At 70.5% G+C, this 12,873-nt stretch carries 12 protein-coding genes; 3 read left to right on the forward strand and 9 right to left on the reverse strand.

The genetic code is table 11. The features are described 5' to 3' along the window. Nucleotides 1-99: 99 nt before the first annotated feature. Together KVA01_RS12030 and KVA01_RS12035 are read right to left on the reverse strand one after the other, a co-directional pair. A complete protein-coding gene (locus tag KVA01_RS12030; RefSeq protein WP_068469772.1) occupies nt 100-855 on the reverse strand; it encodes a response regulator in 756 nt (251 codons plus the stop codon). Then, a complete protein-coding gene (locus KVA01_RS12035; protein WP_068469770.1) occupies nt 852-2,054 on the reverse strand; it encodes a sensor histidine kinase in 1,203 nt (400 codons plus the stop codon). Before KVA01_RS12035 ends, KVA01_RS12030 begins: the two co-directional genes overlap by 4 nt. Before the next feature lie 173 nt (nt 2,055-2,227). On the opposite strand from KVA01_RS12035, the gene KVA01_RS12040 reads away from it, so the two are divergent. Together KVA01_RS12040 and KVA01_RS12045 are read left to right on the forward strand one after the other, a co-directional pair. Continuing rightward, entirely contained in the window at nt 2,228-2,914 is a 687-nt protein-coding gene (locus tag KVA01_RS12040; RefSeq protein ID WP_068469769.1) for a TetR/AcrR family transcriptional regulator, read from the forward strand. A 69-nt stretch (nt 2,915-2,983) separates the two neighbouring features. Then, complete coding sequence (locus tag KVA01_RS12045) at nt 2,984-5,482, forward strand: MMPL family transporter (protein WP_068469767.1); 2,499 nt, start codon at nt 2,984-2,986, stop codon at nt 5,480-5,482. A gap of 151 nt (nt 5,483-5,633) precedes the next feature. On the opposite strand, the gene KVA01_RS12050 is transcribed toward KVA01_RS12045, so the two are convergent. The 6 genes from KVA01_RS12050 to KVA01_RS12070 form a co-directional block, all read right to left on the reverse strand. Next, nucleotides 5,634-6,716 (reverse strand): hemolysin family protein, encoded by a 1,083-nt coding sequence (locus KVA01_RS12050; protein ID WP_141270475.1) that lies wholly within the window; start codon nt 6,714-6,716, stop codon nt 5,634-5,636. Next, the gene (locus tag KVA01_RS12055) at nt 6,713-8,257 is read right to left on the reverse strand and encodes a hemolysin family protein (RefSeq protein WP_141270477.1); all 1,545 of its coding nucleotides are present in this window, start codon (nt 8,255-8,257) and stop codon (nt 6,713-6,715) included. The genes KVA01_RS12050 and KVA01_RS12055 overlap by 4 nt, the downstream gene beginning before the upstream one ends. Continuing rightward, entirely contained in the window at nt 8,251-8,421 is a 171-nt protein-coding gene (locus tag KVA01_RS12670; RefSeq protein WP_156481210.1) for a hypothetical protein, read from the reverse strand. Before KVA01_RS12670 ends, KVA01_RS12055 begins: the two co-directional genes overlap by 7 nt. Before the next feature lie 49 nt (nt 8,422-8,470). Then, nucleotides 8,471-9,883, reverse strand: a complete 1,413-nt coding sequence (locus KVA01_RS12060) for a TIGR01777 family oxidoreductase (RefSeq protein ID WP_141270479.1) — start codon at nt 9,881-9,883, stop codon at nt 8,471-8,473. 67 nt (nt 9,884-9,950) lie between these two features. Continuing rightward, nucleotides 9,951-11,078: a Gfo/Idh/MocA family protein gene (locus KVA01_RS12065; protein ID WP_141270481.1), complete on the reverse strand. Its 1,128-nt coding sequence runs from the start codon at nt 11,076-11,078 to the stop codon at nt 9,951-9,953. Nucleotides 11,079-11,230: 152 nt separating this feature from the next. Next, on the reverse strand, nt 11,231-12,028 hold the full coding sequence (locus KVA01_RS12070; RefSeq protein ID WP_068469756.1) for a carbon-nitrogen hydrolase family protein: 798 nt from the start codon (nt 12,026-12,028) through the stop codon (nt 11,231-11,233). A gap of 125 nt (nt 12,029-12,153) precedes the next feature. On the opposite strand from KVA01_RS12070, the gene KVA01_RS12075 reads away from it, so the two are divergent. Continuing rightward, entirely contained in the window at nt 12,154-12,408 is a 255-nt protein-coding gene (locus tag KVA01_RS12075) for a hypothetical protein (RefSeq protein ID WP_082810375.1), read from the forward strand. Here KVA01_RS12075 and KVA01_RS12080 read toward each other — a convergent pair. Next, complete coding sequence (locus KVA01_RS12080; RefSeq protein WP_233438876.1) at nt 12,358-12,675, reverse strand: DoxX family protein; 318 nt, start codon at nt 12,673-12,675, stop codon at nt 12,358-12,360. The two genes, KVA01_RS12075 and KVA01_RS12080, sit on opposite strands and share 51 nt — an antisense overlap. Nucleotides 12,676-12,873 lie beyond the last annotated feature (198 nt).

Raw genomic sequence — 12,873 nt, forward strand, 5'->3', positions numbered from 1 at the left:
CCGCTTCCCCGGAACATCGGACGGGGGTACGAGGTTCCGCGGCCGCGCCGGTGGCGTGCATCACGGCCGGGTCGCCGGTCTCATACCGGGGGATGAGACTCAGCCGGGGAGCACCACGCCGGTCTCGTACGCGATCACCACGGCCTGCACCCGGTCCCGGGCTCCCAGCTTGGAGAGGATGTGGGACACGTGCGTCTTGACCGTGGGCTCGGAGAGGAAGAGCCGCTCCATGATCTCGCCGTTCGAGCAACCCACGCCGATCAGCTCGAACACCTCCCGCTCCCTGCCGGTCAGCGAGCGCAGCCGGGGATCGGCCCACGGGTCGCGGGGTGCGGGGGCCTGCCCGGCCGGGTTCGCCCGGGGGCCACCCCTCGGGGCCGACGACGACGCCGTGGCCCCCGTGGACTGCTCCGTCCCGGCGACCAGGTGGGAGAGCAGGCGGCGCGTGGTGGACGGTGCAATCACGGCGTCCCCGCGGGCCACCGTGCGGATGGCGTCCAGCAGCTCCTCGGGGCGGGCGTCCTTGAGCAGGAAGCCGCTCGCCCCGGCGTGAATGCCTTCCAGGGCATATTCGTCCAGGTCGAAGGTCGTGAGCACGATGACCCGTATCTGCGGGGCGAGGGCCAGGATCTCCCGCGTGGCGGCGATCCCGTCCATCCGGGGCATGCGCACGTCCATGAGGATCACGTCCGGCAGCCCGACCGCGGAACGCACGGCGGCAACGGCCGCGGCGCCGTCGTCGACGTCCCCCACGACCGTGAGGTCCGGCTGCGAGTCCACGAGCATGCGGAACCCGCCGCGGACGAGCGGCTGGTCGTCCACGATCAGCACGCGGACGGGTGCGGTGTCGGTCATGAGCCCTCCCCGGGCAGCGAGACGCGGACGACGAACACGTCCGAGCGGTCGGGGTGCGGCCCCGCGGTGAGCGTGCCGCCGTACAGGGACACGCGTTCGCGCAGCCCCTGCAGACCGTACCCGCCGCGGGGCGCGCGGGTGGTGCCGCCCACGCCGTCGTTGGTGATCTCCGCCCAGGACCCCCGGGGTCCGTGCTCCACGACGATCCGCACGGAGGCCGCCTGCCAGGCGTGCTTCAGCACGTTCGTCAGCGCCTCCTGGACCACGCGGTAGAGCGCGAGCTGCGCGCCGGCGGACAGTGCGGGTTCCCCGGCCACGCGGTACTCGACCGGCAGCCCCGCCCGGCGCACGGAGCCCACGAGCTGGTCGATCTGGCCCAGCTGCGGGACGGGCGCGGTGGCGGTCTCGTCGTCGGTGCGCAGCACGCCCAGCAGCTTGCGCATCTCGGTGAGCGAGCCGCGGGCAGTGTCAGCAATGGTCCCGAGGGTCTCGACCGCCACCCCGGGGTCCGCGGCGGCCGCGTAGCGCGCGCCGTCCGCCTGGGCGATCACCACGGACAGGGAGTGGGCGACGACGTCGTGCATCTCCCGCGCGATCCGTGCCCGCTCGTCCTGCGCGGCCATCCGGACCTCCTGCTCACGCTCGATCTCGAGCCTGCGGGCACGGTCCTCGAGCTGCTCGCGGCGCTGCAGCCGACCCCGCGCGAGGTCTCCCACGAGGTAGGCCACGGTCACGAACGCCGCGGAGATGATCCCGAAGACGGCACCGGTCAGCAGCCACTCCGTGGGGGTGTAGCCCTCGGTCAGGAAGAGGAACCAGTGGTTGGTGCGCACCCCGAGCACCGCGCAGCCCAGCAGCGCGGCGAGGAACACGCCCCGTCGACCGCGGCGCGGGGAACGCATGGCCGCCGTGTAGACCACCCACGGCACGGACCACAGGCACAGCGCGATCGGAGCCACGTTGAACGCCAGCAGGCTCACCACCACCAGCGCCCCGTGCACGCAGGCCGTGGCCGTGGGCGCCACGCGGCGGAAGAACAGCGGCAACCAGCACGCGATCGAGCACCACCACGTGATGCCGTCCCACTGCGCGGAGATCAGGAAGAAGAGGGTGAAGAGCCCGCCCACGCCCGTGAGCAGGGCGTTGGTCAGGTTCGGGTGGTTCTCGACCCAGTGGGCCATGCGGAGGTGGACTGCCATCACCGCAGCACACTATCCGCCGGGGCTGGGTGAGGGCACCGAGACACTGCGACGCCGGGGCCTCGCCAGCTCGCGACGCAGCCGCGTGCCCGCAGGGCCGCAGGGCCGCAGGGCCGCAGGGCCGCAGAAAGTATTTGCAGAAACTGCATGCTTGCGGCTATCGTCGAAACGTGATGAGGGCGTGCCTGCGGGCGGAGAAGACCGGGGACGGGCGGGGCGGCCGCCGTGCCTCCACGCGCCGGGACATCCTCGCCGCGGCCGAGGAACTCGTGCTGGAGAACGGACTGGCCGGACTGCGCACCAAGGACCTGGTCCGCCGCTCGGGGGTCTCGGAGCGCACCGTCTTCAACCACTTCGACAGCATCGAGGACACCGCCCTGACGCGGATCGAGGAGTACCTCACTCCCCTGTTCAGCGGCCTGGACGTCCCCGCGCAGACCCCCGTGGCCGAGCTTCCCGCCGCGGTGCGCGAGCGCTTCCTCGCGAACCTGGACACGCCCTCCGGCCAGCAGGCCCTGCAGGGCTTCCTGCGTCTGGCCGCGGCGCTGGCCCCGGAGTCCGGGGAGATCCTCACCCGCCACGTGGTGCTCACGCTGACCAGCATGGGTGCCCTGGCGAGCAGCGAGGTCGAGGAGCAGCACCCGGAGCTCACCCTGGAGCAGCGGCTGCGGCTGCGGCTCTACCTCACGGACCTGGCGCTGGCCGTGGCCTTCGGGCTGGCCCGCGTCACCCTGCACCGCATTCCCGGGGACGTCCTCACGGTCGCGGACTTCAAGAACCGCATCCCCGCAGCCGCGGAACTCCTCCCCCACGTCGAGTGGGCCTTCCAGCAAGTGGACGCCGGAGCACCGAGCCTCTGAGCCGTCCCCCGAACCACCGGTGCCGCCGCACGGCAGCGCCGCTCCGACCTCGAACCAGGTAAGTGAGTCATGGCGACATTCCTCTACAGACTGGGTGGCTTCGCCGCCCGCAAGGCATGGGTGGTCATCACCGCCTGGCTGGTGATCCTGCTCGCCCTGGGCGGCGCGTTCTTCGCGTTTAAGGGTGAGCTGAGCGAGAGCATCACCATCCCGGGCACCAAGGCGGCCCAGGTCCAGGACGACCTCTCCGGGGCGTTCGACGTCAATTCCGATGCCGGCATGGGCCAGGCCATCGTGAAGACCACGGACGGCAGCCGGATCACCGACCCGCAGAAGCAGGCGGTGGCGGACGCCCTGAAGAAGGCGGACGGCGTGGACGGCGTGGAGTCCACCACGGACCCGTTCGCCCAGCAGAAGCAGATGGACGAGGGCCGCGCGAAGCTCGAGGACGGCCGCTCCCAGCTGGAGCAGGGTGAGAAGCAGCTGCAGCAGGCGCAGCAGAAGATCGACGCCGCGCGCTCCCAGATCCCCGCTGGCGCCCCGGCGTCGGCCACCCAGCAGATCGACCAGCAGCAGGCGCAGCTGGACGAGCAGAAGAAGAAGATCGACGAGCAGCGCCCCACTCTCGAGCGCAACGAGCGCACCCTGGCGCTGACCAGCGAGTACCGCTCGATCTCCGAGGACGGCACCACCGCGCTGACCGGCGTCCGGTTCGAGAAGGAGATCAACGAGGTCTCCCCGGACACCCTCGCTGAGGTCCGCAACGCGTTCCAGGACACGGACCTGCACGGCCTGGAGGTCGAGTTCGACCAGAACCTCGAGGGCCGCGCGGAGATGGGCATGACCTCCGAGCTCATCGGCATGGTGATCGCGCTGATCATCCTGTTCATCATGCTCGGCACGTTCGTGGCGGCCGGGCTGCCCGTGCTCATGGCCACGGTGGGCGTGGGTGCCGCGTACCTGGGGGCGTTCTCGCTCTCGGACGTGGTGGACATGAACTCCACGACCCCCGCGCTGGGCTCCATGCTGGGCCTCGCGGTGGGCATCGACTACTCGCTGTTCATCCTCAACCGCCACCGCAACAACCTGCGCCGCGGCATGGGGATGCACGAGTCGATCGCGCTGGCCACCGGCACGAGCGGCAACGCCGTGCTCTTCGCCGGGACCACCGTGGTGATCGCCCTGCTCGCCCTGAACGTGGTGGGCATCCCGTTCCTGTCGGTGATGGGCAACGTGGCCGCGTTCGCCGTGGTCATGGCGGTGGCGGTGGCGGTCACCCTGACCCCGGCCATGCTCTCGCTGGTCGGTCGCCGGGTGATGCCGCGGCGCGCGTGGGACGCCATCCAGCGCCGTGCCCGGTTGCGCAGCGAGGCCGCCGTCACGGCCGGTGAGGACGAGCACCACACCGCGGACCGCGCCCACGCCCTGACCGCGGAGCGGGACGTCACCCCGCGCGGGTGGCTGAAGGTGGTGCTCGCCAAGCCCGTGCTGACCATCCTGGCCACCGTGGCCGTGCTCGGGATCATCGCGATTCCCATGGGCCAGCTGCGCCTGGGCCTGCCGGACGGCAGCAGCCAGAGCGCGGACTCCGGTGCGTACAAGACGTACAAGACCGTGGAGGAGAAGTTCGGGGCGGGCCGCAACGGGACCGTGGTCGCGGCCGCGTACCTCCCGGACGGCACCACCGAGGACCAGGCCAAGGACCTGCAGGTGGACCTGGGCGAGCAGCTGCGCGAGCAGGAGCACGTCTCCGCCGTGGTGCCCGCCGCCATCAGCAAGGACCACTCCATGCTGCTGTACCAGATCATCCCGGACGAGGGCCCCAGCGCGGAGTCCACCACCGAGCTGGTCAACGGCCTGCGGGACCTGCACCTGGACACTCCCCGCGGTGAGGCGACCTTCGGCGTGACCGGCCAGACGGCCATGAACATCGACATCTCCGACAACCTCTTCGGCGTGCTGCCGGTCTACCTGGGGATCGTCGTGGGGCTGTCGCTGATCGTGCTGATCCTGGTCTTCCGCTCCGTGTGGGTGCCGCTGTCGGCAACCATCGGCTTCCTGTTCTCGCTGCTCGCAGCCTTCGGCGCCACCGTGGCCGTGTTCCAGTGGGGCTGGCTGGGATCGCTGTTCAACGTCACCGAGCCCGGGCCCATCCTGAGCTTCCTGCCCATCCTGGCGGTCGGGATCCTCTTCGGGCTGGCCATGGACTACCAGATGTTCCTGGTCTCGGCCATGCGCGAGGCGTACAGCCACGGGCGGGACGGCCGCACCGCGGTGGTCGTGGGCTTCAACCACAGCGCCCGGGTGGTCGTGGCCGCCGCCCTGATCATGACCGGCGTGTTCATGGGCTTCGTGTTCAGCGGTGAGCCGATGATCGCGTCCATCGGCTTCGTGCTCTCCGCGGGCGTGCTCTTCGACGCCTTCGTGGTGCGCATGACGCTGATCCCGGCACTGATGCACCTCATGGGCTCCAGGGCCTGGTGGTTCCCCAAGTGGCTGGACCGCATCGTCCCGGACGTGGACGTCGAGGGTGCCTCCCTGGAGCGCCCGGCCGGGGCCGCCCACTGAGCGGCGCCGCGGCGGGCGCGGGTTCCTGAGCCCGACGACGCCGCGGCCCACCGGCAGCGCGCACGGCAACGCCCCGCGCCACCGTCCCCGAGAAGGAGAGGTGACGCGGGGCGTCGTCGTCGGTGGCCGGGGCCCCCGGCAGCTCAGGGCGTCAGGCCTGAGAGCCGTCCTCGGCCGGCTTGCTCGTGGCGTCCCGGACCTCGCCCACGAGCTCCTCGAGGACGTCCTCGAGGGCGACGATGAACACGGACTCGTCCGAGGTGCGGGAGTCGCGCGCCACCTGGCCCACCAGCGCGAAGTGCGCGCCCTTGGCCTGCATGGTGCGGGTGACCTTGCGCAGCTTGTCCTCGGGGGCCACGCGGGCGAAGCGCCTCACGATGGCCGGGGGGATCGACTGCTCGCGCGCCGTCTCCGGCAGGCCCAGCACGTCCTTGGTGTGGATGTAGCCCATGAGCCGCTCGTCCGCGTCCCGCACGGGGAAGCGCGAGTAGCCCGTCTCCGCGCACAGATCCTCGACACCCGCCACGGTGATGTCGAACGGTACGGTACGCATGCCGGCCAGGGGCAGGGCCACGTCCGCCGCCGTCTTGTTCTCGAAGTTCAGGGCGCCGGTGAGCAGCCGGATCTCGTCGTTGTCCAGCAGCCCCTCGCGCCCGGACTCCGCCACGAACCCGCGCACGTCGTCGGAGGTGAACGCGGAGGCCACCTCGTTCTTGGGCTCCACCTTGAACAGCCAGCGCACCAGGTGGTTGGCCGTCTCGTTCATGACCCAGATGGTGGGGCGGAAGACCACCACGAAGCCGTGCAGCACGGGGCCGAGCACCTGTGCCACGCGGCTGGGGACCGCGATGGCGATGTTCTTGGGCACCATCTCGCCCAGGATCATGTGCAGGAAGGTCACGATCAGCAGCGCGATGACCAGGGCGATCGGGTGCAGCAGCGCCTCGGGGACGCCCACCGCCTCCATGGGGACCTCGATCAGGTGAGCGATCGCGGGCTCGCCCACGGCGCCGATCAGCAGCGAGCACGCGGTGATGCCGAGCTGGGTGGCGGCCAGGGACGTGGAGACGTTCTCAATGCCCTTCAGGGCATACTTCGCGGAGCTGGAGCCCCGCGCAGCCAGCGGTTCCAGCTGGTCGCGGCGGGCCGAGACCACGGCGAACTCGCTCGCCACGAAGAACGCGTTCCCCGCGAGCAGCAGGATCAGGATGATGATGGCGGTGCTCGTGGTCATCGCTGCTCCTCCCCGGGGTCTACCTCGGACACGTCCTCGTCACGGTGGAAGCCTGGTGCCCCCGTCCGGTCGCCCTGCGAGAGGCGGAACTCCTCGGCGGTCTCGGGCTCCCGGCCGTCCCCGCCCAGCGGGTCGGGGCGTCCGTGTGGCTGCCACGCCGTGGAGGTGGTCGAACCGCCGCGCTCGTCCGGGTTGCCGCCGATGCGGTGCACCAGGATCCGGTCCACGCGGTGCTGGTCCATGCGGGCAACGTCCAGGCGGATCTCGGCCTCGGTGGGGAGGTCGTCGTCGTCGCGGTGGAAGTGGTCCACGGCCTCCACGGTGAGGGTGTCTCCCACCCGGGGCAGCCGGTCCAGCTCCTCGGCCATGAGCCCGCCCAGGGTGTCCGACTCCTCGCCCTCGGGCATGTCGACGCGCAGCACGTCGCCCAGCTCGTCCGGGCGCAGAAGCCCGGAGACCATCAGGCCGCCGTCGCGCGTGCGGCGGAAGCGCTGCACGCGGGTGTCCTGCTCGTCGTCGATCTCGCCCACGATCTCCTCGATGAGGTCCTCCAGTGTGACGATCCCGGCGGTGCCGCCGTACTCGTCCACCACCACGGCCATCTGCAGGCCCTTCACGCGCAGCTGGCGCATCAGCGGGTCAAGGGTCATGGACTCGGAGACCACGTCCGCAGGGACGCACACATCCGCGACCCGCACGACCCCCCGCTCGTCGAACGGCACCGCGAGCGCGTGGGTGTAGTGCACCACGCCCACGATGTCGTCCACGGTCTCGCCCGTGACCGGGAAGCGAGAGTGCCCGGTCTCCGATGCCGTGAGCAGCATGTGCTTCACAGTGTCCTCGGCGTTCAGGAAGGTGACGCGGGGACGGGGCCGCATGACGTCCGCCGCGGTGCGCTCGCCGAACTCGATGGAGCGGGCCACGAGCTCGGCGGTGCCGGCGTCCAGGGTACCCTCGCGCCCGGAACGGCTCACCACGGAGGCAAGCTCCTCCGCCGTGCGGGCGTTGGCCACCTCCTCGGTGGGGGTGAAGCCCAGCGCCTTGAGCACCAAGTTCGCGGAGCTGTTGAGCATGGACACGAGCCAGCCGAAGACCGTCATGAAGAACTTCTGCGGGAGCACCACGGCGTGGGTCACGCGCATGGGGTCCGCGATGGCCCAGTTCTTGGGAACGAGCTCGCCGAACACCATCTGGCTGAAGGTGGCCACGATGAACGCGGCGACCGTGGCAACTCCGACCGCCACGGCGTCGGGAACGCCCGCCCAGCCGAGGCCCTCGGCGAAGAGGGTTCCCAGGCTCGGCCCGGTGATGTAACCCGACATGAGGCTCGTGACCGTGATGCCCAGCTGGGCGCCCGAGAGGTTGGTGGAGGTCTTCTTGAGGCTCTCCTCGATCACGACGGCGCGCTTGTCGCCGGCCTGCTTCGCCCGCTGGACGGCTTGGCGATCCACGGTGAGGAAGGCGAACTCGACGGCCACGAAGAGGCCGTTGGCGAGGACCAGGAGGATGAAGACGAGCAGCAGGAGCCAGGCGCTCAGCACTGGCTCACCCCGCTCGAGGCCCTGCTCAGCAGGAGGAAGGACGAGGGGTCTGTGGGGAGGGGATCAGGGGAGCAGCGGCGCTGCCCGGGACTGTCCGACTCCTTGTCGTCGGCCGAGGCGAGCGCACCGAGGTACGCCGCGGGCCGGTTGTGGTGAGATGTCACGAGAACATGATACCGAATCCAGCCCCGCCCCTCGCAGGCCGCCCCGGGTTCAACCGGTGCGGCCCAGCAGGTGCCCAGCGCAGCTGCGCAGATCCTCGTGGCGGAAGCGGTAGCCGGTTCCCAGCAGCTTGGAGACGTCCACCCGGTGGCTGGCCGCCACTAGCTCCTCGGTGGCCTGCGCCCCGAGGAGCGCCTTCGGCCCGGCCAGCGGGGTGGGGACCACGGCGGGCCGGTGCAGCACTCCCGCCACGGTCTTGGCGAAGTCCTTCTGCCGCTGCGGGTTCGGTGCCGCCACGTTGAACGGCCCCTCCGCGTCCTCGGTGAGAGCGAGGTGGGCGATGGCGCTGGCCATGTCGTCCAGCCCGATCCAGCTCTGCCACTGCCTCCCACCGCCCAGCGGTCCGGACAGGCCCGCCTCCATGAGTGGCAACTGGGCCCGGAGCAGACCGCCCGATGGCGAGAGCACCAGCCCCGTGCGCACGTTGACCACCCTCACGCCGTGGGCCGCCGCACCGTGGGCGGCACTCTCCCACTCGCGGCAGACCTCCGCGAGGAAGCCCTCGCCGGAACTCGAGTCCTCAGTGAGCACCTCGTCTCCGCGGCCCGTTCCGTAGTAACCCACGGCGGAGGAGACCACGAACGCGCGCGGCCGCTTCTCCGCGGGGAGCTGGCCCATCGCTCGCACGATCAGTGCGGTGCTGTCCACGCGCGAGTCGAGGATCTCGCGCTTCTTCTGCTCGGTGAAGCGCGAGACGATGCTCTGCCCGCCCAGGTGGATCACGACGTCGACCCCCTCCAGGTCCCGGGGGTTCAGCAAGCCCCGGGCCGGGTCCCAGCCGATCACGCCCTCACCGGTGGTGGCCCCGCGCTTCATGCGCAGCACGGTGTGCCCACCGGTCTCGAGCAGCGCACAGACCTGGGTTCCCACCAGCCCGGAGGAGCCGGCCACCGCGATCGTCAGGCGGGGACCGTCGTGCTGGTCGTGGAACGCGAGGTCCTCCCGCAGCTGCCGGTCCCGGTACGCGAAGATCCGCTCCAGCTGCGGGGTCATGGCGCGCTCGCCGAGATCGTTGAGCTTTCCCGCCCACTGCGGCAGGGGGCGCACGGTCACCTCGTCCCGCACGACCGTGCCTCCCCGCGGCGACTCCTCGAAGACGTGCCGGTGCTCCCACTCCCCCAGTGGTCCGTTGACCATGCGGTCGGTGAAGAAGTGGGGCGGCTCCCACTCGCCGTGCTCGGCGGTCCACGGCAGGTGCACCGTGCCGAACGTCCCCGGCACGGAGACACCCAGCCTCGCCTCCGAGCCGGGCTTGATCCCGTCCGAGGGCGCCTGGCGCACCTGGTCGGGGCCTCCACCGAACGGCGGGGTAAGGCGGGTCAGCGCACCGGGGCGCTCGTGCCACGCGAAGACCTTCTCACGGGGCTGGGGAACGCGGGTTTCGTGGGTGAAGTGATGGGTCACGGTCGTACCGTCCGTTCATCGAAGGGGCCAAGGAGGAGTTGTCCGGGTGCGCGCAGCGGCGGGAGGCTCAGCCGTTCTGCGGCACCTGGTCCACGAGCTCGTCGTCCTCGGGCTCGTCCGCCGGGGAGACCCGGCGGACCTGCTCGGAGGTGACCACGCGCTCGCGGCGGCGGGGCTCCAGGGTGACCGGCGCGCCGGTCTCCAGGGACTCGAGGACGGCCGCGTTGACGCGCACGTCCAGCAGGCCCTCCTCGCCGCTGGGCTCCGGGGAGACCCCGTTGCGGACGCAGTCCACGAAGTACTGGGTCTGGCCGCCGAACTGCTCCACCGGGTCGTGGGCGAAGGACTCGGAGGAACCGCCCTGGGTGAGCGTGTACTCGATGCCGGTGTCCGGGCCGAACCCGAACGCGGGCTCCGCGGTGATCTCACCCTCGGTGCCGGCCACGGTGAAGCGCTCGGCGGACTCGGAGGCGTAGGAGATGGTGAACTGCGCGAGCCGGTCCCCCGGGAAGGTCAGGGTCACGGCCACGGTGTCGTCGAAGTTGAACCCGCGGCCCGGGGTGCGCACGCCCTTGGCGTAGACCTCCACGGGCTCGTCGTGGAACAGGTTGCGGACCATGTTCTGCGGGTAGGTGCCCATGTCCGGGATGGGTCCGCCCCAGAAACCGGAGTGGCCGCGGTGGTTCTCCTCGGTGATGTCCTGGGAGAACACGGAGGAGAAGTAGCGAGGGTCCCCGATGACCTTCTGGTCCCGGACCTTCTCGATCATCTCCACGGTTCCGGGCTCCTGGTGCAGCCGGTAAGCGACCATGAAGGTTGCGCCGCTCGCCTCCGCGGCGTCGATCATCGCCTGGCAGTCCTCCACGGTGGTCTCCAGGGGCTTCTCGACGAGCGCGTGGATGCCCGCCTTCAGGGCCGGTTCCGCGAACTCGCGGTGACGGAAGACCGGGGTGGCCACGTAGACGGCGTCGATGTCGCCGGACTCCAGCAGCGCGGGGTACTCCTCGTAGGAGTAGGCGGCCACGCCGTACTCGCGGCCCAGCTCCTCCGCCTTCTCGGGGCTGGAGGTCACCAGGGCGGCCAGCTCGGCGTCGTCGATCCGGGACAGGCCCGGGATGAAGGCCTGCTGCGAGATCTGGCCCACCCCCACCACGGCGAAGCGCAGCGGGGCGGCGTTCTGGGTGCTGTCAGTCATGGTCGCGACCTCCGGGATGTCTGGGGAACAGCAGTGCACGCGCACAAGTCAGTGGGCTTATGACGTGTTCTGCTTCCACTGTAGGCACGGGCCTCCGGGCTTGTCAGGGCCCGTTCACCCAGCGCGCACACTCGCTGGCGACGCCGCCCGGCCTAGAGCTCGCGCGCATTGCGCAGCACCGGGATGGCCTTGCGGGTGCGCTCCACAGCGTCGAGGTCCAGGTCCACGACCGCGTAGTCGGGGCCGTCCCCGAGGGAGGCCAGCACGGCGCCGTCCGGGCCGGCGACCAGGCTGTGGCCGACGCCGCGCGGCGCGTTCTCGGGGTTCTCCTCCCCCGCGGCCAGCGGGTTCGCCTGCCCCACGGCCACCACGTAGGAGGTGGTGTCCAGTGCCCGGGCGCGGGCCAGCAGCTCCCACTGCTCGACCTTGCCGGGGCCGTCCCCCCAGGAGGCCACGACCACGGTGACCAGGGCGCCGTCGTGCGCGAGACGCGTGAAGAGGCGGGGGAAGCGGATGTCGTAGCACGTGGCCACGCCCACGGTGGTGTCCGCGAGGTCAAACGTCACCGGCTCCTCACCGGGCATGACGGTGTCCGACTCCAGGAAGCCGAAGGCGTCAAAGAGGTGGATCTTGGAGTAGCCCTGCACGGTGCCGTCCGGGAGGGCGATCACGGCGGTGTTGCGCACACGGTCCTCGTCACCGGGGGTGAACATGCCCGCGACGATGGCCACGCCGTGCTCGCGCGCCAGTTTGGAGACCGCCGTGGCCCACGGCCCGTCCAGGGGCTCCGCGACGCCCTGCAGGCCGCGGCCGAAGGCGACCATGGTGGCCTCCGGGAGCACCAGGAGCTCTGCGCCGTCCTCCCCCGCGCGGCGCGCGAGGTCCCTGACGCGGTCCAGGTTCTGCTGCGGGTCGTACGTGCTGAGGAGCTGTCCGAGTGCGATGCGCATGGTTGTCACCCTAGAGGCACACGCCATCGACGAGAAGGGCCAGGAGATCCCGCCAAGGACGGTTCGGTCAGCTGGGGGGGAGCTCTCGCACTCGGAGACGACGGCGTGTGGTCGATACTAGTGGCATGGCTCACACACCCCCGACGATCCGCAACAAGACCGCCCTCTACGCCGTTTCGGCCGCATGGATTGCCGTGCTGCTCGCTGTGGCGCTCAGCGCGGTGCTGGGGAAACCCCTGGTGCTCCTGCTGGTATTCATGGGCATCGTGGCCCTCAGCGTCACGGGCTTCTGGGCCATCCGCCTCTCGAAGGAGGAACGGGAAGCCAACTCAGGCGTTGCGCGCGATCCGCACGGCACTGACGATCATGGGGATCTGTAGGGGCAGCCGTCCCAGGGACACGACCTGCCTGGACGCGGGTTCGTGGCGCCAGTCCCACGCCATTTTCACGTTGCCGGGCCACACGCCCACGAACAGCGCGGCGGCCGCAGCGCCGCCGATGCGTCGCGTGGCCGGGACGAGCAGCAGCGCGCCGACGGCGAGCTCCGCGTAGCCCGAACCGAGGGACCACTGTCGAGGGGTCCCGGGCAGCTGCTCGAGGATCAGCGGATCGAACTTCTCCGGGCGGACGAGGTGCAGCACCCCCATCCCGGTCAGCGCGAGACCGGAGAAGAGAGCGGAACGGTTGGCCCTGCGGCGGGACGAAGCATGTAGATTATTCACTTAATTAAACATATAATTTATGATAATAGGTGCACAAGCTCCTTCGTGCTTCAGCTCGACCCGGGAGACGCGGCGGCAGCACCCCAGCCATGACACCTAATAACACCAGATAATTCAATAAGC

It is taken from the genome of Kocuria varians, assembly GCF_006539885.1.
GTDB classification, from domain to species: domain Bacteria; phylum Actinomycetota; class Actinomycetes; order Actinomycetales; family Micrococcaceae; genus Kocuria; species Kocuria varians.